We start from the raw sequence: 21,898 nt of genomic DNA on the forward strand, positions 1-21,898 counted from the left end.
CGGTCCCAGGGTTCCTGGCTACTTGACGGCGGACTGGGCCGCGGCCAGCGCGTCCTTGGGCGACGTGGATCCGCTGAGGGCGGACTGGACGGCCTTCCACAGCTGCTCGGAGATCTTGGGGTACTTGGTGCCCAGGTCGTCGCTGGTGCGGCCCTTGGCCGCCTTCACCGCGTCGACCCAGGGCTTCAGCTGGGCGTCCGCCGCCACCTGCTTGTCCTGCACCTCGCTGGTCGGGGCCACGTAGGACAGGGTGGTGTCGGTGTCGTACAGGTTCTGGTTGCTGGTGAGGCAGGTCGCCAGCTTCTGGGAAGTGGTGTAGCGGGCCGTGTCGTCCTGGACCGGGATGGTGACGAACTCGCCGCCGGTCGGGGCCGCGGCGCTGCCTCCCGCGGAGGCGGGGATGGGAAGGACGCCGTAGTCGAAGCCGGCCTTCTTGGCGTTGGCGAGCTGCCACGTTCCGTTCTCACTGAACGCGTAGTCGCCGCTCGCGAACTCCTGCCAGCTGGTCGTCTGGGTGTTGTTGAGCACCGAGTTGGGGGCGTAGCCCTTCTTCAGCCAGTCCTTCCACAGCGACAAGGCGGACACAGCCTGGGCAGAGTCGACTGCCGTCAGCTTGGCGCCCGCGCCCCAGAACCACGGCAGGAACTGGAAACTGCCTTCCTCCGTGCCGATCGCCGAGAAGGTGATGCCCTTCTTGCCAGCCTTCTTGACCTTGTCCAGCGCCGCCGTCAGCGACGTCCAGTCCTTGACCGAGGCGATGTCGACCCCGGCCTTCTTCAGCACCTTCTTGTTGTAGTAGAGGGCGAGGGTGTTGGCCCCGATCGGAGTGCCGTACGTCTTCCCTCCCGACTGGCCGGCCGCGAGCAGGTTGGGGTCCACCTTCGAGGTGTCCAACTTGGTCTCGTCGGTCGTGGTGAGCACTCCGGCCTCGGCCAGGGTCGACACCACCGGGTTGTCGACGATCAGGACATCCGGGGAGTTGCCCTGCTGGGCCGCCAGCAACGTCTTGTTGCCCAGGTCGCTGGTGTCGAAGCCGGTCCGCTTGATCTTCACGCCGGCCTCGGTGCCGCATTGGTCCAGCAGTTTCTTCCAGGCCGAGCCCTCAGCGAACTGCGGGTACGGGTCCCAGACGGTGTACGTGCCGTTGCCGGCGCCCTTGGCGTCAGTGCCGGCCGAGGAGGAGGAACAGGCAGTGCCGACGACGGATACGACGGCCGACAGGGCCACTGCGGCAAGGCGTCGTCTGGAGGAGCTGTGCATGGCGGGTCCTTCGTTTTTGGCACGGGGGTGCCGTGGGAGGGGTGACAGCGCGGAAGCGGGCGAGCCGGACGGCGAAGGAAGGGAGCAGAGATCCGGTGCTCGGTATACCGGGCGAAGAGGAGATCCCGGGGACGGTGAGGCGGTCAGGCTGCGGGGAACGGTGTACCGGTGGCCGGCCCGGTGCTGGCCCGCAACGAGATCGGCGGCGTGAGCAGGTGGTGCCGGGCGGGCGTGTCGGGACGGTCGAGCCGCTCGACGAGCAGGTCGATGGCGTGACGGCCCATCTCCTCCGCCGGTACGTCCGCCGCGGTGAGCTGGGGAGTCATCGTCTCGGCCCAGCGGCTCGCTACGACTCCGGTGACGGAGAAGTCGCGCGGCACATGGCGGCCCGCCTGCGCGAGTCCCCGGTAGAGGCCGCCCAGGGCAGCCTCGTTCAGCGTGACCAGGGCGGTGGTGGCCGAGTCGTCCTGCAGGATCTGTTCCAGGCAGGCCTGGCCGGAAGCGGCGTCGTCCTCGCAGCAGTACGTCCGCACGGTCAGCCCACGCTCGGCGGCGGCCTTGGTGAACCCGTCCAGTCCCCGGTGCGCGGACTCGTAACCGGCCCGCAGGAGTTGCTCGGGCCGGTTGACGAAGGCGACCGTGCGGTGGCCGAGGTCCGCGAGGTGGTGGACGCACGCCTCCACCAGCGCGGTGTGGTCCAGGCTGACCCACCAGCCGCCCTCCGGGTGGGCGGTGCGGCCGATGGTAACGGCGGGGAAGTCGAGCGCGGCCAGGTGTTCGACCCGGTCGTCCTCCAGCCTGATCTCCATCAGGATCGCGCCGTCGACCCGCCGCTCGCCCAGCAGCCGCTGGAAGGATCGGTCGCTGTCCACGCCGCTCGGCGACAGCAGCACGTCGTAATCGTGGGCCGCAGCGGCCTCCACCACACTGCCGATGAAGTCCAGTTGCATCCCGGTGTAGTGATTGCCGGCCGGCGGAAACACCAGGCCGATCGTGCTCGTCCGGCCGTTCGCCAGGGCACGTGCACTGGCGTTGGGCCGGTAGCCCAGCTCGTCGATGACCTGCTGGATCTTCAGACGGGTGTCGTCCGACACGGGGCGCTTGCCGCTCAGCGCGTAGGACACGGTGCTCCTCGAGACACCGGCCCGCCGGGCGATCTCACCGATGTTCACGGGGGAACTCCTTGCTCGAACCGGTGCAGTGCTGCGATAGGGAAGCAGGGCACCGGTCGCGTGGGTGCGGGGTGAGGAGAAGCGACTACCGGCTATCGAACCGGTTCGCGTGAAGTGAAGGTAGGAACAACTCGGACGGCTGTCAACACCTGATCCGACTCTTCTCGTAGTGCACCAGAAATCCTGGAGGACCACCCATCTCCTCGTGTCCCAGGTATTGCTGCGGTATTTCCGCGATGCTAGCTTCCTGCGAACCGGTTCGATGAAGCGATCCTTCCAACCGTGAGCCCGGTCGACGCACTCCCCAGAACCCGGGGTTTCCTCCCTGCCGTCCCGACACGTTCCGTTGACCGTGCAGCATTCGAACCGGTTCACCGTGCGGCCCCTCAGGCTCTCCTCACTGACCAACGGAATGCGGACGAGCGGCTGACCGAGGGGGCCGATCCGAGCCCGTCACTCAAGATTGAGGACGCCATCCATGCCATCCGCTGACAGTTCCGCCCGACGCCGAGCCCCGGCCGCCGTGGCCCTGGCCCTCGGCGCGGGCCTGCTGGCCGCGCCGGCCGCTCCTGCCCAAGCGGCCGACACACCCCAGCCCACCGCGCGCTACACCTTCGACCAGGACGACCTCGCGTCCGGAAAGATCAGCGACAGCTCCGGCAACGGCCTGACGGCGAGCCTGATGAACGGCTCCACCGCCCGGTCCGTCGCAGGCACGGACGGAGGCAAGGCGCTCGCCCTACCCGGCGGTGCACCCACCTCCGACGGCGCGTACGTCCAGCTGCCCCGCGAAGTGGTCGGCGACGCAACCGACTTGACGGTCTCCGCCCGGGTGAAGTGGAGCGGCGACAAGTCGCCCTGGCAGCGGATCTTCGATCTGGGCACCAACACCACCAAGTACCTCTTCGCCACCCCGTACAACAACAGCGGGCTGCTGCAGACCTCCGTGACCACCGGCGGAGGGGGCGCGGAAACGCAGGTCCGCGGCTACGCGATGCTTCCAGCGGACGATTGGCGGACCATCACCGTCACCCTCGACACCTCCGCCGACCGTCTCACCACCTACCTCGACGGCGTGGCGGTCTCCTCCGCAGAGACCACCATCACGGCGCGTGACCTGCTGGACGGTTCGGCCACAGCCGCCGGCTACATCGGCAAGTCCCTCTACCCCGACCCGCTGCTCAAGGGCGCGATAGACGACTTCACCTTGTGGCACTCGGCACTCAGCGCCGAGCAGGTGGCCGGTATGGTCGGGGCCGTGCCGACCGTCCAGGAGCTCTCGAAGACGTCCTTCGAGGCCCGTACGACGACCGGGACCGCCCCCTCCCTCCCCGCCGGAGTCCGATCCTCCTTCTCGGACGGCTACGACCGCGACGCGCCGATCACCTGGGATGCCGTACCGTCCGAGAAGTACGCCCGGCCGGGGACCTTCACGGTGGCGGGAACGGCAGCCGGACGCTCCGTGCAGGCGACCGTCACGGTGGTCCGCGAGGGCGAGCTCAGCATCGACCTCGGCTCGGACACGGGCACGTTCCACGGCGGCGCCTCCGGCACCCTGTACGGCGTGTACGGACCGGACGTCCCCACCAACAACCTCATCCAGGGCATGGGTCTGCGCACGGTCTCCACCAAGGCGCAGGACGGCCCGCAGCACCCGGGGGCCGACGCCCTGGACGTGGTCAAGCCGCTGGCCGACTCCACCGACGGTGACGTCTACATCTACATGACCGACATCCACCGCGGCTTCCCGTACGAGTGGCCGGGCGACACCCCCCAGGAGAAGATCAAGCTCTACGACGAAAAGATCGCCAAGCAGGTCGACCAGGTCCTCCAGCTGCCGAAGGAGTACCAGGACAACATCGTCTTCGTGCCGTTCAACGAGCCCGAGGGCAACATGTTCGGCACCGGTGAGTGGAGCTACGACAAGGTCAGCTGGCTCGACGACCCGGACGACTACTTCGCCGCCTGGGACGCCGCCTACAAGCTCATCAAGGGCAAGATGCCCAGCGCCCGCATCGCCGGCCCCAACACCAGCGTCCTCTACGACCAGGTGAAGGGCTTCCTCACCCACGCCCTGGCCGCCGACACCCTCCCCGACGTCATCACCTGGCACGAGCTGAGCCACCCGGAGGCGGTTCGCAGCAGTGTCGCCAAGTACCGGGCGTGGGAGAAGGAGTTGTTCAAGGGCACCGACAAGGCGGGCACCCAGCTCCCGATCAACATCAACGAGTACGCCTTCAACTACCACACATCGGTTCCCGGCCAGATGATCCAGTGGGTGTCCGCGATCGAGGAGTCCAAGGTGGACGCCGACATCGCCTACTGGAACATCGACGGCAACCTCTCCGACTCCGCGGTGCAGTCCAACCGCGGCAACGGCCAGTGGTGGCTGCTGCACTCGTACGCCTCGATGACCGGGGACACGGTGAACGTGACCCCGCCGTTTCCGGGCGAGAACTACACCATGCAGGGCGTCGGCACGCTCAACAAGGACAAACGGCAGGCTCGGCTGATCTTCGGCGGTTCCACCGGCAAGGGCCACATCACCTTCGACAACGTCCCCGAGAAGCTCTTCGGGGACAACGTGCACGCCTGGGTACGGGAGATCGAGTGGACCGGGCAGGTGGGCGACTCCGCCGGCCCGAAGCTGCTCTCGGAGCAGAACCTGAAGGTCGGTGACGACGGCAAGGTGGTTGTCGACTTCGGTGACGGCGCGCTGCCGAAGCTGAAGGAGTCATCGGCGTACGAGATCGTCCTCAGCCCGGCCGGTGAGGCGGCCGGCACGCAGACCCCGCCCGTGCGCTGGCAGGCCTCGTACGAGGCGGAGGACGCCGCCCACACCGGGTCCGGCTACTCCAAGAACGGCCCCGAGGGCTCGACGAGCGACGTGTCGAAGTTCTACACCTCCGGTGGCTACGACGTGGGCGGCCTGCGCACCGGCTCGGACGTCACGCTCGGCTTCACCGTGGACGTACCGCAGGACGGCACCTACGACCTGAGCGTCTTCGCCAACTCCCTCAACACCTTTGACAAGGTGAAGGACCAGGGCCCCACCAACGTGTTCCTGCGCGTGGACGGCGAGGCGGACAGCGAGCAACAGCTCTACCTGCCACTGGGCTACAAGTGGGTGGTCTGGGACCACACCGACACCAAGGTCCACCTCAACAAGGGCAAGCACACCCTGACACTCGCCGCGCAGAGCGCCGACGGCAAGCAAGCCACCCAGGGCGACGCCATAGTCGACCGCCTCACCCTCTCCCTCCCCCAGGCTTCGGCCGCCACCCAGGTGTACGAGGGCGAACTGGCCTGGCTGGACGGCGGGGCACAGCCCGTATACCAGCTGCCGAAGCGCGCCGCGGCACCCGCCACCGGCTCGGGCGCTGCCCGGCTGGCCAAGGGTCAGACCGCCACGTTCTGGGTCTGCTCCCCCGCCGACCGCGAGGCCACCCTCACGGTTGACACCCTCGGTGGGTCGGGCGCCCGACTCTCCGTCAACGGCCATGACGTCCTGCGCCTGGCCAAGAGCAGGAACAGGGTGGCGGTCTCACTTTCGGGCGGCCTCAACAAGGTGACACTGACCGGCGGATCGTCCACCACCCTCGTCGACCGCCTCAGGGTCACGCCCACCGAGGGCGCACTGCCGGCGCGTACATACGAGGCGCAGGACGCCCAGCTCACGGGCTCGGCCACACTCGCCCCCCTCTCCCTGGCCACCGACGGCACGGCGATCACCGGTATCGGCGGCGACCCGGGCAACGGCAACACCGCGACGTTCACCGTCCCCGCCGACCGGACCGGCCTGTACGCGCTGCGCATCCGCTACTCCAACCCCGAGCAGTCCGAAGCCACCCACTACAACCCGGACCCGCTCGCCCGTCACGCCGACATCACCGTCAACGGCAGTGACATGCGACGCGTGAGCTTCCCGCACACCTTCCATCAGAACAACTTCTGGGAACTGACCGTCCCGGTGCACCTCAAGAAGGGGCAGAACACGATCAGCTTCCGCTCCGAGGAACTCCCGAACTTCGACGGCACCACCTACGCCTCGGACACCTTCCCCGGGGTGCTGCTCCGCTCCCGCAACGCGCCGCTGATCGACCGGATCACCGTCGCGCCGTATGCGCGGGAGGTTGCGATGAGGCACTGACCGCCGGCTGGATATGACGCGCACGTAGGGCGGGGCAGTGGGGCGCCGCGCCCTACTGCCGAGGCCTGGGGCGCCCCGGTTCCGGTCGGGACGCCCCAGGAGTTTTCAGTCCTGCCGCACCAGGCCCTCGGGTACAAGATGCCGGGCGACGAGCTCGTCGCGTACCAGGCCGGCGTACACCGTCGCACCGTGCACCGAGGTGTGGGTGTTGTCCCGCTCCTCGTTGTAGAGATAGATCGCCTTGGGTCCCTCGACGCCGAGGGACTCGACGAGGGTCTTCGTCCTGGCCGTGAGGTCCGGGCCAAGGGCATGTCGCCCGCCGTGGGACTGCGCCTGTGCCGGCGCGACCGACAACACGGCGGCTGCGGTCAGTGCCCAAGCACAGGAATCATGAAACGTCTCATTACGGCTCCTCCACACCGGGACAAATCCGTCGGCCTGGACAGTACCGCCACCAGCAAGCGCTTTCTAGTAGGCCTTCCGAATCCGGTCGAGGCTCTTTCGTAAAAACGATTCAACTGCCAGTCTGCCAAGCACTCGTACCCCCACGCCCTCCCCGAGGAGGCACCCCACATGTCCGGATCCGCTCCCAGACCGGTCCGCCGTCGCACCTTCGTTCTCGGCAGCGCGGCCGCGGCCGGCTCGGCCGCACTCGCCGGTCCGCTGGCCTTTACAGCGCGCGCCGCGAGCTTCGGCTACCGGGACGACGGCTCGAACTACGTCATCGACACCGGCGCGGACCTGGTCTTCAAGGTCAGCAAAGCCAACGGCGACCTCACCTCACTCGTCTACCGGGGCGCTGAGTACCAGGGCTACGGCGGCAAGAACTCGCACGTCGAGTCGGGACTCGGGACCTCGACCGTCACGATCAAGCAGTCCGGTTCCACGATCCTGGTCAGCGTCGCGCACGGCACGCTCAAGCACTACTACGCGGCCCGCAGCGGCGAGAACAACGTCTATCTGTGGACCAACAAGGCCGACGCCTCGGTCAGCGCGACCCGCTACATCGTGCGCGTCAAGGCGGGCAAGTTCCTCAATGACGAGCCCGATTCCTACACCTACGCGCCGACCACCATCGAATCCGCGGACGTGTTCGCCAAGCCGGACGGCCAGACCCGTTCCAAGCACTACTCGAAGCACCGCGTCGCCGACTACGACTACATCGGCTGGAGCGCCGGCAACGTCGGCCTGTGGATGGTGCGCAGCAACCACGAGAAGGCCTCCGGCGGCCCCTTCTACCGCTCCCTGCTTCGGCACCAGAGCGCGGACGGCGGCGGACTGTACGAGATCCTCTACTACGGCGAGAACCAGACGGAGACGCAGCGATTCGGGCTCCAGGGCCCGTACGTCATCGCCTTCACGGACGGCGGCGCGCCCTCGTCGTCGCTGTACCACGGGAACCTCACGACGCCGTGGGCGGACTCGCTCGGCATCTCCGGGTATGTCGCCGCCGGAGGTCGCGGCAAGGTCGCGGGCGTCGGCATCTCGGGCCGCGACACCGCGTACCCGTACACGGTCGGGCTCGCCAACTCGGCGGCGCAGTACTGGGGTTCGGCCAGGTCGTCCGACGGCTACTTCTCGATCGAGGGAGCCCTGCCGGGGACGTACACCCTGACCATCTTCAAGGGTGAACTCGCCGTCCACACCACCTCGGCGACGGTGGCGGCGGGCAGCACGACGACCCTCAACACCATCACCGTCCCCTCGTCGAACGACCCGAGCAACGCGAAGGCGATCTGGCGGATCGGCGACTGGGACGGCACGCCGAACGGCTTCAAGAACGCGACGCTGATGACATACGCGCATCCGTCCGATGCCCGGGCCGCCGCCTGGACGGGCAACGTGGTGATCGGCAGCGGCAGTGAGACCTCGGCGTTCCCGGCGTACATCTGGAAGGACGTCAACAGCGGCCTGCTGGTCTACTTCAAGCTCAGCGCCGCCCAGGCCGCCGCCGCGCACACCCTGCGCATCGGCGTGACGACGGCCTACGCGAACGGCCGGCCGCGCGTCACGGTGAACGACTGGGTGTCGGCCATCCCCTCGCCGCCCACCCAGCCGGGCACCCGTTCGCTGACCGTCGGGTCGTACCGGGGCAACAACCACACGTTCACCTACAGCGTCCCGGCCGCAGCGTGGCTCACGGACCCCGGTCAGTACAACGTGCTGAAGATCGAGGTGGTGAGCGGCTCGGGGACGACCGCGTACCTCAGCGCCGGGACGTCCATCGACGCGCTGGATCTTCTCGCCTGACCACCTGCGAGCGGAAGGCGGGGAAGCGGCGCGCTCAGTCGAAGAAGTGGCGGTCCTCCTCCGCCAGATACCTCCGAGCCTCTTCGGGTATCAGGGTGACGCCGAGGCCGGGGCGGTCACCGACCTCGATGTGGCCGTCGCGGACGATGGTCCTGGGCCAGCCTTCGACGATGTCGTACCACCAGGCGTGCTCGGCGACGGGGTACTCGAAGGCGATGAAATTGTCCGGGAGTGTGGCGCAGACCTGGACGAGGGCTCCGAGGCCGATCAGGCCGTCGTACACCCCGTGCGGGGCCATCGAGACGCCGTGCAGATCGGCGTATTCAGTGATCCACTTGAGCTCGGCGATGCCTCCCACATCAGCCGGGTCGGGGCCGATCACGTCGACGGCGCGGGTCTCGATGAGGTCGCGGAAATTGTGACGCAGGTAGAGCTGCTCACCGGTGTGGATCGGGGTGGAGGTCGCCGTGGTCAGATCGCGGTACGCGGAGGGGTCCGTCCACGGGACGAAGTCACCTGTGAGCAGGTCCTCCAGCCAGACCACATTGAACTGCTCCATGCGCTGGGCGAATCGGATGGCGTCGGTGACCGTCCAGCCGGGCCCGCAGTCCAGGGCGAGCCCGATGCTGTCGCCGAGGACCTCCTTCATGGCGGCGACGCACTCCACCGTGTGCTCCAGACCGCGCTCGGTGAGCAGGCCGCGGTTGGGGTGCGGGGCGCCGGTGCGGACTTCTGCGTAGGAGTAGCCGGGGATCTCGCCCGCCATCGGGTCGTGGTACCCGATGGCCTGCTTGATCAGCGTGAAGCCCTCCGGGACCGTCTTGAGGTGCGCCATGAGGTCCGCGAAATCCTGCGGGTCGTTGCCCTTTCGGGGAACGCGGACACCGCCGTTGTAGACCCGGACCCGGTCGCGGACTTTGCCGCCGAGCAGTTTGTGCACCGGCAGGCCGGCGGCCTTTCCGGCGATGTCCCAGAGCGCCATCTCGATCGCGCTGACGACACTGCCCCAGGGCTTGTTGCCACCGCGCCGTCGGATGGTGAGCATGACCGATTCGACGTTGGTGGGGTCCTGGCCGAGTACGAACTCCGCGAAGTACGGGACGAACGCTTTGGCGAAGGGCTTGTACGACTCGATCTGGCCGTAGCCGTCGATGCCTTCGTCCGTGACGACCCGCACGACGGGACTGTTGCCCAGGAGGGCGCACTTCACGGCGGTGATCTTCATCATTTTCCTTAGGGGGTGACGCGGGAGCGGCGAGCAGGGCGGGTCAGTGGGTGGACGCGACGCTCCGGGGGGCGTCGGGCCCGGCTGAGCCGGGTGCGTCGTCCGCGCCTGCGGTGACCTGATCCAAGTCGGGGTCGTCCTTGCCGAGGAACAGCATCATGACGGTGGCGGTGACCACGGCCACGCCTCCCGCCGCCAGCCAGATCGGCCGCCAGTCGCTGAGTTGGGAATGGGCGGCATTGCCGATGACGCTGTTGTAGATCGAGCTGGCGACGACCGCGCCGAGCAGACTGCCCACACCGAGCTGGAAGAAGAAGATCAACCCCTGGGCCTGCGCCTTGAGTTCGGGCGCCACCATCCGGTCAACGTACATGTAGATCGTGACCATGAAGAAGTCGGTGGTGATGCCGTTCAGGGAGACGACGATCGCGGCCAGCCAGACCTGGCCGTGGGTCAGGACCAGGAAGATCGAGATGCGTACGATCCAGGTGGCAGCGCCGGTGAGCAGGATGCGGCGGTAGCCGAACCGCTTGAGCAGTCGCGGCAGCAGGAGCATGAACACGAACTCGGCGGCCTGGCCGAGCGACATGATCGAGGCGACGTTCTTTACGCCGGCCGCGTCCAGGTACGTCGAGCCGTAGTCGTTGTACGTCGATATCGGGACGAACGTCAGCAGTACGCAGATCATCAACACCAGGAATTTGCGGCGCTTGAGCAGCGGGAACGCGCTGATGCCGATGATGTCGCCGATGCGGAAGGTGCCGTCGCGCTGAAGCGGCGGGGTGTTCGGCAGGGTGAACGAGTAGAGACCGAGGACCACGGAGACGCCGGCGGCCAGGTAGAAAATGGTGGGCCGGGCGGACTGCCCGGTCTGGCCGACCAGGAGCCCCGCGGCGATCCACGCGACCGTGCCCAGGGATCGGATATACGGGAAGACCCGCATCCGGCTCTGGAGATGCGTGAAGGAGATGTTGTTCGGCATGGCCTGCGTCGGTTGGAAGAACAACATGAACACGAAGAGCAGGACGGTGAACAGCACCCCGTTTCCGTGCTCGACCGCCTGCGGCATGAGGGCCAGCAACACCGCCCCGGCCAGGTGCAGCACGCCGAAGACCTTCTGCGCGGGAAAGAACCGGTCCGCGAGCGTGCCCACGAAGAGCGGTGAAAGCACGGCGGCGATCGCTGAGACGATGAATACGTTGCCGATCAAGCTGCCGAGGCCGTTGTGGCTGAGGACAAGGCCCATGGTCGGCTTCCACGAGCCGAACGCGAAGTACTCAAGAGCCATCATGGAGCCCAGACGGGCATACAGCCCGGAGGGTGACGTGTGCATGGGTGGCCTCTCCATCGAGACATGATGATCGTGATGGGGTGGCGGTCGGTTCCGCCCTGACACGCCTTCAGCGATGTGGTGCCGGGGTGTGGCAGAACCGGCGCCACGGGTGTTGGGGTGTGCGGTGTTCCGGCGCCGTGGGGCGCGAGCGGGGGCGCCGCCGGGCCGGGGAGAGACTCACAACAGCGGTCAATCGGCCTGTCGAGCAGTTGCCGCACCGTGGTGCCGCCTGAGGCCGGGAGAGCGGTGTCGCTACGGGCGCAGCCGATCCATGCCGCGCGGGCGGCTCATCGCGTGTGTGCCCGGTCCTGTTCCCAGCGGGCGTGTCCGCGCTCGACGAGCGTACGGGCGTTGCCGGCGAGCAGCTCATACGGGTCGAGGTCGGTGCTGTCGATCTCGGTGACACACCAGCGCACGCTCCGGGGCACGTGCCGCAGCACTGCGTCCGGGTCGACGCGGCCGGTGCCGATCGGGGTCTGCGGCTGCCACGGCTCGGCCGGGCCGTCCTTGACGTGCAGGGCCAGGGTGCGCTCACCGAGGGCGGTGAGGACAGCGACCGGGTCAGCGCCGGCTGCCACGGTCCAGTAGACGTCCAGCTCCGCGCGGAGCGCGTCGCCGGCGCGGGACCAGAAACGGTCCCAGGCGGTGGTTCCGTCGGGCAACCGCACCCACTCGAACCAGTGGTTGTGGTAGCCCAGGCTCAGCCCGTGCGCCGCCAGTTCCTCGGCCGCCGCGCCCAGGCGGGCGGCGAACGCGTCGAGGTCGGCCGGCCCGTCGGGGCCGGCGGTGACGGTGAAGGTGTCCTCATCGAAGTGGACCGGCCCGCTGACCATGTGCGGGTGCGGGACGAACACCGTATCGGCGCCCAGCACCCCGCACTCATCGACGAGTTCGCCGAGGTCGGCGGGCAGACCCGCGTGCACGGCGGAGACGGCGAGGCCCGCGCCGTCCAGGGCTGCGCGCAGGTTCCTGACCTCGGCCATGCGCTCGGCAGCGGACCCGTCCGGGGAGCACAGGCCGAACGGCTCCACGTGGCGGAAGCCGATCCCGGCGAGGCGGGTCAAGGCGGCGGCGCGGTCGGCAGCGAGCTGTTCACGGATGCTGAAGAGCTGGACGGACAGGGGAGCGGGGGTGGCGGGCATGGGTGTTCCTGACTTGGGGGCGGCGGTCGGGGACGCGGGGCGGCAACGGCCGCAGGGGAAGCGGGGTATGGGGGAAGCGGGTGTGGGGCGGTACTGCGGTCTCGGCCGACGCGGGACCTGCGGGAACGGCGGCCGGACCTGTCAGGCCGTCAGTCGACGATGAGCGGTCGCAGGGTCCGGTGGGCGATCCGCAGACCCTGGGTGACGCGTTCAGGGTCGCCGCCCCACACCGGGTCCTCGTGTTCGACGGAGAGTGTGCCGGTGAAGCCGTGCTCGTAGAGCCGGTCCACGACGCGCCGCCAGTCCACCTGGCCCAGGCCGGGGACGCGGTAGCGCCACCAGCCCATGTCCCAGGGGTTGCCGCCCTTGTCGATCTTGCCGAAGAAGCCGTAGCGCCGGCGAGCCGCGGGGTCCAGTTCGACGTCCTTCGCCTGGGCGTGGACGATGCGGTCCGCGTAGGGAGCGATGGTCTCCACCGGGTCGATGCCGATCCACGTCAGGTGGGACGGGTCCCAATTGAGGTAGAGGCCGAGGGAGAACATCCACTCCCACAGTTCCGGGGAGTAGGCCAGGTTGCCGGGGTAGCCGTCCGGATGCCAGCCCTCCATGACGCAGTTCTCCACGATGATCTTCACATCGCGTTCGCCGGCATACTCGACGAGTTCGGGGAAAATCCGCTCGGCTTCGGTGAGGTTGTCGGCGACCGACTTCGTCCAGTCACGGCCGATGAAGGTGCCGACGTAGGGCACGCCGAGGGCCTGCGCGGCGTCGATGGCGTGCTCGAGGTGGGTGCGGATCTCCTCGCGGCGCGCCGGATCGGGGTGGAGGTTGTTCTCGTAGTAGGCGAGCGCCGACAGCTCCAGGCCGTGGCGGGCGAACAGCTCGCGGGTCTCCTCGGCCTGCCGGGGGCCGAAATCGGCGACAGGCAGGTGACTGGCCTCGAAGTCGCGTCCGCCGGTGTCGGGCCAGACCGCTACCTCGAGGGCCTGATATCCCGCCTGGTCCGCCCAGGCGGCGATCTGGGCAAGGTCCCACTGGGGCAGGCATGCGGTCAGCATCCCGAGTTTCATGATCGTCACGCTTCCACCTTCATCCAGGCGTTGTCACGGGAGGAGCGCAGCACCGCGTCGACCAGGTGGGCCGAGCGCAGGCCGTCGGCGAACGTCGGCAATCCGTCACGACGTTCGGGGATGAGATCGCCGCGGACGGCGGCGTAGGTATCGGCGACGAACGCCTCGAAACACTGGGCGTAGCCCTGTGCGTGGCCGGCGGGCAGCAGAGACAGACGGCGCTGCTCGGCCGAGCCGTGTTCGGGGTCGCGCACCAGGATGCGTTGGCCGTCGGCTGCGCCGAGCCAGGCCGTCTCCGGATTCTCCTGGTCGAAGACCGCGCTGCCGCGGGCGCCGTCGAGTTCGAACCACAGTCGGTTCTTGCGGCCGGCCGAGACCTGGGAGACCACGGTCGAGCCGAGGAGGCCGCCGCCGGTGCGCAGCAGGAGGGCCGCGGAGTCCTCGGTCTGCACTGGCACCCGCGCGGCAGCGGGGGCGGCGGGGCCCGAGAAGCTCGGCGTGTCGGTGGCCGGGCGGGTGGGGACGGCCACCGAGGTGTGGGCCATGACCTCGGTGAAACGCTCGCCCGATACCCACTCCACCAGATCGCACCAGTGGGAGCCGATGTCGGCGAACGCCCTTGATGGGCCGCCCAGCTCTGGATCCACCCGCCAGCCCGAGGCGTCCGGGGAGAGCATCCAGTCCTGCAGGTAACTGCCGTGCAGGAGGTACCACTCACCGAACTCGCCGGCCAGGCGACGGGCCCGGAGCTCGCGGACCAGAGGGTGGTAGCGGTAGACGAACGGCACGGTGGCGACCAGGCCCCGCGCCTCGGCGAGTTCCGCCAGCTGCCGTGCCTGCTCGACCCCGATACCCAACGGCTTCTCGCACACGACGTGCCGGCCGGCGCGCAGCGCGGCCTCGGCGTAGCGGGCGTGGGTGGCGTTGGGGGTGCAGATGTGCACGACCTGGATGCGGTCGTCGGCGAGAACGGCGTCGAGGTCGTCGTAGGCACGCTCAACGCCCCACTGCGCGGCGACCTCACGCGAGCGTTGCGGCGTCGAGGCCAGGACGCCGACCACGTCGGCGCCCGCCAGAAGCGCCGAGCGCCGGTGCACTGCACCGATCATTCCGGCACCGATGACGGCCACGCCGAGAGCAGATGAGCCGAGCGGTGCGGATGGCGCGGCGGGCAGCGTGCGGGGGTGTCCCGAAGCGCTTTCTCCGCTCGGAGCGCTGGGTTCGCTCACCCGAGGACTCCTCCTTTGTAGTGGGTCACGTGGTAATGCGGTCACGGTGGGTGTCTCACGCCCGGTTTTCGTCTGATGAAAGTTAAGTCGGCCCGATTTACAAACACAAGAGCATTAGTTTATGTTCTTTCTAGACGTTAATAGAGTGAAAAACGCATGCCAGGAGGATGAACGTGGTGCAACCGGTACGCCTGACCCTGCCGCAGGTGACCGGGCGGACCGAGGGGAGCGTGGTGCGCAGCTCGCTGGCCCGTCTGATCGCCTCCGGCGCCGCCTCCTCGCGGGTGGCGCTGGTGCGCACGACCGGTCTGTCCCGCACATCGGTCAACACCCATCTGGATCCCCTGCTCGCGGCCGGCGTGGTGATCGAGGACGGGCAAGCGATCAGTGAGGGACGCGGTCGCCCGGCGCACCGGCTCACGCTCGCCCCGCGCGCCGGCGTGGTGGTGGTCGCCGACGTCGGCACGCAATCGGCGCAACTGGCGGTCGCCGACCTGGACCAGACTCAGCTGGCGCGCCGGAAGATCCCCCTGGAGGTCGCCCTGGGCCCGGTCGCCGGCCTCGAGGCACTGAAGCAGGGCCTGCTCGACGTCCTGGCCTCGGCGGACGTGGAGCCGACCGCGGTGCGGTGCCTGGTGGTGGGGTTGCCCGGACCGGTGGACGCCGAGTTGGGGCGTCCCGTGCGGCCGCCGATCATGCCCGGCTGGGACGGCTTCCCGGTCGGTGACACGCTGCGCGAGCGGTTCGGCTGTCCGGTCCTGGTCGACAACGACGTCAACCTGATGGCGCTGGGCGAGGCGCGCGCCCGGCCGCCGGAGGAGTCGCCGCTGCTCTACATCTCGATCGGCACGGGAATCGGCGGCGGCCTGGTGGCCGCGGACGGCACGCTGCACTGCGGCGCCGACGGCGCGGCCGGCGACATCGGGCATGTGCGGGCGGCCGGCGCGGACGACGTGGTGTGCGTGTGCGGCAACGTCGGATGCGTCGAGGCGATCGCCTCCGCCGGCGCCCTCCTGCGCCAACTGCAGGCCCAGCGCCAGGATCTGTCGACCATTGAGGACCTGGCCGACCGGCTGCGCACGGGCGATCCGGGCGCGGTGCGGGCCGTGCGGGCGGCTACCGAGCCGATCGGTGAGGTGGTCGCGGCCCTGGTGCACTTCTACAACCCGCGGACCATCGTCATCGGCGGTCTCATCAGCGCCGCCAGCGACGATCTGCTGGCCGGCGTCCGCAGCGTCGTCTACCGGCGGGCCCTGCCGCTCGCCACCCGCAACCTGCTGCTGAGCCACAGCACCCTGGGCGACGGTGCGGGGATCGCCGGCGGCGTGGCGGCCGGCATCGAGGCGGTGCTCGCGCCCGACCACATCGACGCGCTGCTCGGCATCGCCTCCGAGTGATCCCCGACGCCCTGTACAGGGCGTTTTCGTGGCAGCGCTGTCATGAGTGACTTGACAGCGCTGCCATCAGCCGCTAATCATCGGGATGTCTCATTCCCCCGGTTTTCGTTCACACCGGCCCCGTCGGCGCTCCCGCCGGCTTACGGCCCGCCTCAGTGCGCAGCCGCCCCCGGCGTCCCCAAGGGACCGCCCGGCGCGGCCGCCCGAGGAACGAACGAGAGAACGGGAAAAATCATGACCGACAACCAGGTAACCGGCCCGGCGGGCACCACACCGCAGGGCCCGGCCACCGAGGACACCGGTATGCGTCCGCGGGTGCTGGAGCCCGGGCAGCGCACGTGCGTGTGGGTCGCCTCCGCCGACTCCGACACCACGGAACTGGTGTACGAGACGTCCGAGACTCTTCTGGAAGCCCCCAACTGGAGCCCCGACGGCAAGAGTCTGCTGCTCAACGGCGACGGCCGACTGTGGCGGTTCGACCTCGGGCAGCGGTCCGGGCAGCCGGTGGAAATCCCCCTCGACGGCGTCCCGCCGATCAACAACGACCACGTCGTATCCCCCGACGGGACTCATCTGTACCTGTCGGGCATGGACGGCCATCTCTACCGCGTGCCGCTGACCGGCGGCACCGGCACCCGCCTGACTGACGACGACGGGACGCTGCACTTCCTGCACGGGATCAGCCCGGACGGCCGTACCTTGGCCTACGTGGAGATTCCACGCGGAGTGGACGGTGTGCCCGGCCGGCTCGCACTGATGCCCGCCGACGGCGGCCGCGGCCGTGTCGTGAACACCGGCGAGGGCCACATCGACGGCCCGGAGTACTCCCCCGACGGCGCGTGGATCCTCCTCAACAGCGAGGCGTTCGCGACTGAGCCCGGCCACGCGCAGATCGTCCGGCTGCCCACCGCGGGCGGCCCGCTCGAACGCCTGGTCGCCTCCCGGACCGTCGACTGGTTCCCGCACGTCTCCCCAGACGGCCGCCTCGCCACCTACGTGGCCTTCCCCGCCGGCACCCTCGGTCACCCGGAGAACCGCCACGTCGCCGTGCACGTGGTCGCGACGGACGACTGGGGGAAGACCCTGCGCACTTTCCCGCTCTTCGGCGGCCAGGGCACCCTCAACGTCAACAGCTGGGCGCCCGACAGCCGGCGCTTCGCCTTCGTCTCCTACCCGATGGCGGACCGCTGACGATCGCGGACCGTCCGGCATGCCTCATGGCCGATTCCGCAGAGCGCGGACGTTCTCGCGCCGCCGGCCGACCAGCGTGTCCCCACCCCTGACCGGGCCACCCTCCTCAGGCCCGCGCCCCCACCTCCGACATACCTTTGCTGAAAGGCGGTCCCCGATGACCGACGACAACAGCTTCCGCAGCGTCTTCGACGGGGAGACCCTCAAAGGCTGGAACGCCGTACCGCGCAGTTACGGCACCCAGTGGCCCGGCGGCCCGCACGTACTGGACGACGGCAACTTCCCTCCCGACTATCAAGTGCACGCCGACGCCCACCCGGCCAAATGGACCGTCGAGGACGGCGCACTGGTCGGCCGGCAGGACCCGCCCGGCAGCGGCTACGGCGGCTACCTGGTCGGTGAGGAGTCCTTCGGCGACTTCGAGCTGGTGCTCGAAGCCAAGCCGGACTGGCCCGCCGACAGCGGCATCATGATCCGCCGCCGACCGCACTCCTGGGAGGGCCTGCAGATTCTCCTCGACCACCGCAGGTCCGGCTCGATCGGCGGGTACTACGGCAACGGCATCGGCGCCTTCCACGCCGTCCCGTTCGCCCTGGACGCCGCATTCGATGCGCAGCACACCCCAGTGGGTCTGCGCGAGGATGATCCGGCCACCAGCCTCGAGCCGTTCACGCCGGACAAGCGCGCCATGCTGACCCGCTCCTGCGGCATCGACGAGTTCCTCGCCGTCTGGCGCTGGAACGACTGGAACGAGTTCCGCATCCGCTGCGTCGGCGACATGCCGCTCGTCACCACCTGGATCAACGGCCTGCTGGTCGCCGAGATCGACCTCCGGACCCTAGACGCGCCGCACTACGACGCCGAGGCCGTGCACGCGATCCTCGGCTCACGCGGGCACATCGCGCTGGAGGTGCACGACACCGACAAGCGGATGGGCCTCGATCGCTGGGGCCCGGAATCTGCCTGCCGCTGGCGCAATCTTCGCGTCAGGGAGCTGTAACCGCGGCGCGGGCGCCGGCCGCCCGCGCCACCCCTGCACCACCTGGCAACACCGCACCTGCCGCCGGCGCCAGCCGGCAGGCCGACGTCACGCCGGTCCTCCGGCGGACCCCGGGCGAGTCCCCGGCGCCTGCACGGCTCCGGCCCCGCCGCCTCCAGGGCCCAAGGCCCCCAAGCCTCCACGATGGCCTTATTCCCGACGGAGCACCATCGATGAACAAATCCACCGGTCTGTACTCCCGCCTCGGCGTCATGATGGTCCTCGAGTTCCTGGTCTTCGGTTCCTGGTTTCCGACGATCGGCCTCGTGCTCAGCAACCACGGTCTGAGCAGCCTCATCGGCCTCGTCTTCGTCTTCTCGTCCGTCGCCGCCGTCATCTCCCCGATGTTCGTCGGCGCGCTGGCGGACCGCTTCTTCCAGGCCCAGAAGGTGTTCGGCGTCCTTCACCTGGCGGGCGCCGCCGTCCTGCTCTGCCTCCCCAGCGCGGTGAAGTCCGGCAACGACACGCTCTTCCTCGTCCTGCTCTTCGTCTTCACCATCTTCTTCCAGCCGACCCAGGCGATGCCGAACAACATCGCGTTCGTCCACCTGAAGGACCGGCACGACGTCTTCCCCTACATCCGCGCGCTCGGCACCGGATCGTGGATCGTGGCGGGCCTGATCGTCGGTCAGACAGGCCTGTCGGCAAGCTCCGTCATCTTCTACCTCGCGGCGGGCTGGGCCCTCCTGCTCGGCGTGTACTCGTTCACCCTGCCCGCCACCCCGCCGCAGCAGCGCAACGTGCGATTCCGGCCCGGCGACGTCATCGGAAGCGGCGCGTTCACCCTTTTCCGGCAGCGCCGGTTCGTGGTGCTGATGGCGTGCATGCTGCTGATCTCCGTGCCGATCTCGATCTACAACGCCTACGGCTCCACCTACCTGGCTGCCGCGGGCATCAAGAACGTCGCTTCCGTCATGTCTCTCGGGCAGGCGTGCGAGCTGGTGTTCATCCTGCTGCTGCCGCTGCTGCTGCGCACCATCGGCTACCGGGGCGTGCTCGCCGTCGGACTGATCTGCTGGGTCGCCCGCTGCGGACTGTTCATGTACATGGACGGCGGTCACCGCTGGCTGGCGTACGTGGTCGTCGGCATGCACGGGGCGTGCAATGACTTCTTCATGATCACGGCCTGCATGTACGTGGACCGGATGGTGGCCCCGGCGCTGAAGGCGCAGGCGCAGGCACTCTTGTTCTTCCTGAGCATCGGTGTCGGGCAGGGCCTGGGCGCGCTCGTCGCCGGCTTCATCTACAACGGCGCGATCGGCAACCATCCCACCACCGAACTCGGCTACTGGAACGCTCTGTGGGGCATCGCGACGGCGGTCTCGCTCCTGACGTTCGTGGTCTTCGCGGTCCTGTTCCGCGAGCGGCGGGCCGACGGGCCGACGCCGCCGGTCGAGCCGGGAACACCCGAGGCGGCCGGCCCCGACGCATCCGAAGCGGTCGAAGCGCAAGCCGCCGTCCCGGTCGGCTCCGCTGCCGCGGTTCTGCCGGAACCCGCAGAACCCTCAACGCCCGTAGCCGCACGGGACTTTCTGCCAGAGACGTGAGGAGCCGCACCCCCGCGCCGTCGCCATCCGCGAGTCGCCTGTCTCCCTGGCTGCCAGACGTACCGAAGGAGAAAGAGTCAGACCATGAAGAATCCCATTCCGCTCAACGGCTTCATCCAGATCGCACTGGTCGTCGACGACATGGACCGCGCTCTCGACGCATGGTGCCAGCTGCTGGATGCTCCGCGGCCGGACGTCCGCATCACAAAGCCCGAGCCGAACCCGAACGAGACCTACCGCGGGCGAACAGCTTGCTACGGACTGAAGTTCGCCGTGATCACGTGTGAGGAGCGCGGTTTCGTCATCGAACTGCACGAGCCGGACGAGAACCCTTCCACGTTCAGGGAGTTCCTCGACAAGCACGGCAACGGCGTCCACCACATCGGTTTCCAGGTGGGTGAGGCACGCGACGCGGTGGTCGGCGAACTCGAAGACCTCGGGTACGTGCTGCGCAACGTCGGCCTCTACCCCGGCGGCAGCTGGACCGTCGTCGACAGCGAAACGACCCTCGGTGTGAATCTCAACGTCAAGCCGCGCCCGTGAACGTCTGACCGCGGGGGCGCAACCCCGCGGTCAGACGTAGGGCGCGAAACGGACACTCAGTCGCGTCGACCCCGGGGGCAACGGTGTCAACGAGTCGCGGGAGCCGGCTGCCAACGGCCACCGGACGGTGGCGGTGCTGCCCTGACGGCGGCGCGGACCAGCGCGCCGAGTCTGCTGTCGGTGAGAAGCACCCGCCGCCGTGCTCGTTGGCACATCGTCCGTTTGACCTCCGCTTCCGCGACCTCCGGAACTTCGACGTGGTGGTCACCGACACGGCGATGGAGGAGGAAGTCGCCGCGGACTTCGCCGCGGTGGGGCCACGCGTCGTGCGTGTCTGACACCGGTCTGTCTGACACCGGTCTGTCTGACGGCGTGTCTGACAACGGTGGCCCCGACCGGTTGCTCAGGTGGGGCCGGCTCAGGCCGCGTCGAGCAGCGCGCGCTCGAGGTGCGCGGAGACGACCCAGTTGGGGGCGTCCACCACCTCGGAGATTTTCAGATCGGCGGCGACGCTCGCCAGCAGATACGTGTCCTGCGGGGTCAGCCCGGTGCGGGCGGTGATCTCCTCGATCAGTGCCCGGACGGCGTCCTTCGCCGCCGCCATCAGGTCGGGTCCGATACCGGTGGTCGCCAGCGCCGCGCCGGTTCGGGCGGTCCTCGCGTCGGTTTCGATGACGGGAGTGCGCGGGGCCACTCCCTTGCGTACGTCCACCCGGAGCCGGACGGTTGCCGCCGTCTCGATTCCGGTGCCGCAGACCTCGCCGTCGCCCATCGCCGCGTGCGCGTCCCCGGCGGACAGCAGCGCGCCCGGCACACCGACCGGCAGGATCAGCCGGGCGCCGGGTCCGATGTGCCGGATGTCCATGTTGCCGCCCCAGCGGCGGGGCGGGATGACCGAATGCGGCCCTGGTTCGGGCGGGGCCACGCCGATCGTGCCGACCATCGGTACTACGGGGATGCTCAGGCCCGGCAGTAGTTCGGCATAACCGTTGGCGATGCGGGAGATGCGCAGATAAGGGTCGGGGTAGTCGTCCGCGAGCAGCCCGAAACCGGGCAGGCAGGCCGTCCAGCCCCACTCCCCCACCCGTATGTCGAGGATGTCGACGACGAGTGCGTCGCCGGGCTCGGCCCCCTCGACGTACAGCGGGCCGGTCACCGGGTTGAGGCGGCCGAAGTCGAGCTTGGTCAGTTCGGCGGCGGACGAACCCGGTCGAAGCTGTCCACCGCTCGCGTCCTGGAACTCCAGGACCCCTTCGGCGCCCGGAGCGAGGGTGGCGACGGGGGCTGTGGCACGGTCCCAAGCGTGATGTATCCGGTCGCTGTGGACGCTGAATCCAGACATGAAGAGCG

At 68.9% G+C, this 21,898-nt stretch carries 15 protein-coding genes and 1 pseudogene; 7 read left to right on the plus strand and 9 right to left on the minus strand.

The features are described from left to right. Positions 1-18: 18 nt before the first annotated feature. Positions 19-1,260 (minus strand): extracellular solute-binding protein, encoded by a 1,242-nt coding sequence (locus tag AB0436_RS18560; protein ID WP_366468961.1) that lies wholly within the window; start codon positions 1,258-1,260, stop codon positions 19-21. A 143-nt stretch (positions 1,261-1,403) separates the two neighbouring features. Further along, positions 1,404-2,432 carry a LacI family DNA-binding transcriptional regulator gene (locus AB0436_RS18565; RefSeq protein WP_366468962.1) on the minus strand — a complete coding sequence of 343 codons (1,029 nt, stop codon included), beginning with the start codon at positions 2,430-2,432 and terminating at the stop codon, positions 1,404-1,406. A gap of 478 nt (positions 2,433-2,910) precedes the next feature. Between AB0436_RS18565 and AB0436_RS18570 the strand changes: the two genes are divergently transcribed. Next, positions 2,911-6,582 carry a LamG-like jellyroll fold domain-containing protein gene (locus AB0436_RS18570; RefSeq protein ID WP_366468963.1) on the plus strand — a complete coding sequence of 1,224 codons (3,672 nt, stop codon included), beginning with the start codon at positions 2,911-2,913 and terminating at the stop codon, positions 6,580-6,582. 105 nt (positions 6,583-6,687) lie between these two features. Here the strand turns inward: AB0436_RS18570 and AB0436_RS18575 are convergent. Beyond that, positions 6,688-6,879: pseudogene (locus tag AB0436_RS18575) on the minus strand (carbohydrate esterase); the annotation flags it as partial. 276 nt (positions 6,880-7,155) lie between these two features. Here AB0436_RS18575 and AB0436_RS18580 point away from each other — a divergent pair. Then, the gene (locus AB0436_RS18580; RefSeq protein ID WP_366468964.1) at positions 7,156-8,832 is read left to right on the plus strand and encodes a rhamnogalacturonan lyase B N-terminal domain-containing protein; all 1,677 of its coding nucleotides are present in this window, start codon (positions 7,156-7,158) and stop codon (positions 8,830-8,832) included. Between the two features lie 34 nt (positions 8,833-8,866). On the opposite strand, the gene AB0436_RS18585 is transcribed toward AB0436_RS18580, so the two are convergent. The 5 genes from AB0436_RS18585 to AB0436_RS18605 all read right to left on the minus strand — a co-directional run bounded on the left by AB0436_RS18585 (position 8,867) and on the right by AB0436_RS18605 (position 14,831). Then, a complete protein-coding gene (locus tag AB0436_RS18585) occupies positions 8,867-10,057 on the minus strand; it encodes a mandelate racemase/muconate lactonizing enzyme family protein (protein ID WP_366468965.1) in 1,191 nt (396 codons plus the stop codon). A 43-nt stretch (positions 10,058-10,100) separates the two neighbouring features. Then, a complete protein-coding gene (locus tag AB0436_RS18590) occupies positions 10,101-11,390 on the minus strand; it encodes an MFS transporter (protein WP_366468966.1) in 1,290 nt (429 codons plus the stop codon). Positions 11,391-11,677: 287 nt separating this feature from the next. Next, positions 11,678-12,532, minus strand: a complete 855-nt coding sequence (locus tag AB0436_RS18595; protein ID WP_366468967.1) for a TIM barrel protein — start codon at positions 12,530-12,532, stop codon at positions 11,678-11,680. Between the two features lie 149 nt (positions 12,533-12,681). Continuing rightward, a complete protein-coding gene (locus AB0436_RS18600) occupies positions 12,682-13,602 on the minus strand; it encodes a sugar phosphate isomerase/epimerase (RefSeq protein ID WP_366469115.1) in 921 nt (306 codons plus the stop codon). 5 nt (positions 13,603-13,607) lie between these two features. After that, on the minus strand, positions 13,608-14,831 hold the full coding sequence (locus tag AB0436_RS18605; protein WP_366468968.1) for a Gfo/Idh/MocA family oxidoreductase: 1,224 nt from the start codon (positions 14,829-14,831) through the stop codon (positions 13,608-13,610). 173 nt (positions 14,832-15,004) lie between these two features. Here AB0436_RS18605 and AB0436_RS18610 point away from each other — a divergent pair, with 173 nt between their 5' ends. The 5 genes from AB0436_RS18610 to AB0436_RS18630 all read left to right on the plus strand — a co-directional run bounded on the left by AB0436_RS18610 (position 15,005) and on the right by AB0436_RS18630 (position 20,548). Continuing rightward, positions 15,005-16,228, plus strand: coding sequence for an ROK family protein (locus AB0436_RS18610; protein ID WP_366468969.1), 1,224 nt, complete (start codon positions 15,005-15,007; stop codon positions 16,226-16,228). Positions 16,229-16,462: 234 nt separating this feature from the next. Beyond that, a complete protein-coding gene (locus AB0436_RS18615) occupies positions 16,463-17,419 on the plus strand; it encodes a hypothetical protein (RefSeq protein ID WP_366468970.1) in 957 nt (318 codons plus the stop codon). Positions 17,420-17,576: 157 nt separating this feature from the next. After that, a complete protein-coding gene (locus AB0436_RS18620) occupies positions 17,577-18,419 on the plus strand; it encodes a DUF1080 domain-containing protein (protein WP_366468971.1) in 843 nt (280 codons plus the stop codon). Between the two features lie 212 nt (positions 18,420-18,631). Next, positions 18,632-20,005, plus strand: a complete 1,374-nt coding sequence (locus AB0436_RS18625; protein ID WP_366468972.1) for an MFS transporter — start codon at positions 18,632-18,634, stop codon at positions 20,003-20,005. Between the two features lie 84 nt (positions 20,006-20,089). Then, positions 20,090-20,548, plus strand: coding sequence for a VOC family protein (locus tag AB0436_RS18630; protein ID WP_366468973.1), 459 nt, complete (start codon positions 20,090-20,092; stop codon positions 20,546-20,548). 418 nt (positions 20,549-20,966) lie between these two features. Here the strand turns inward: AB0436_RS18630 and AB0436_RS18635 are convergent, their stop codons facing one another. Further along, positions 20,967-21,890, minus strand: a complete 924-nt coding sequence (locus AB0436_RS18635; protein ID WP_366468974.1) for an acetamidase/formamidase family protein — start codon at positions 21,888-21,890, stop codon at positions 20,967-20,969. Between the last annotated feature and the right edge of the window lie 8 nt (positions 21,891-21,898).

This window comes from Streptomyces sp. NPDC051322 (assembly GCF_040689485.1).
Classification (GTDB): Bacteria; Actinomycetota; Actinomycetes; order Streptomycetales; family Streptomycetaceae; genus Streptomyces.

Bases quoted from the DNA above. Each gene is read 5' to 3' on its own strand.
- AB0436_RS18560 (WP_366468961.1), bottom strand. From the start codon at position 1,260: ATGCACAGCTCCTCCAGACGACGCCTTGCCGCAGTGGCCCTGTCGGCC.
- AB0436_RS18570 (WP_366468963.1), top strand. From the start codon at position 2,911: ATGCCATCCGCTGACAGTTCCGCCCGACGCCGAGCCCCGGCCGCCGTG.
- AB0436_RS18580 (WP_366468964.1), top strand. From the start codon at position 7,156: ATGTCCGGATCCGCTCCCAGACCGGTCCGCCGTCGCACCTTCGTTCTC.
- AB0436_RS18585 (WP_366468965.1), bottom strand. From the start codon at position 10,057: ATGAAGATCACCGCCGTGAAGTGCGCCCTCCTGGGCAACAGTCCCGTC.
- AB0436_RS18590 (WP_366468966.1), bottom strand. From the start codon at position 11,390: ATGCACACGTCACCCTCCGGGCTGTATGCCCGTCTGGGCTCCATGATG.
- AB0436_RS18595 (WP_366468967.1), bottom strand. From the start codon at position 12,532: ATGCCCGCCACCCCCGCTCCCCTGTCCGTCCAGCTCTTCAGCATCCGT.
- AB0436_RS18600 (WP_366469115.1), bottom strand. From the start codon at position 13,602: ATGAAACTCGGGATGCTGACCGCATGCCTGCCCCAGTGGGACCTTGCC.
- AB0436_RS18615 (WP_366468970.1), top strand. From the start codon at position 16,463: ATGACCGACAACCAGGTAACCGGCCCGGCGGGCACCACACCGCAGGGC.
- AB0436_RS18620 (WP_366468971.1), top strand. From the start codon at position 17,577: ATGACCGACGACAACAGCTTCCGCAGCGTCTTCGACGGGGAGACCCTC.
- AB0436_RS18625 (WP_366468972.1), top strand. From the start codon at position 18,632: ATGAACAAATCCACCGGTCTGTACTCCCGCCTCGGCGTCATGATGGTC.
- AB0436_RS18630 (WP_366468973.1), top strand. From the start codon at position 20,090: ATGAAGAATCCCATTCCGCTCAACGGCTTCATCCAGATCGCACTGGTC.
- AB0436_RS18635 (WP_366468974.1), bottom strand. From the start codon at position 21,890: ATGTCTGGATTCAGCGTCCACAGCGACCGGATACATCACGCTTGGGAC.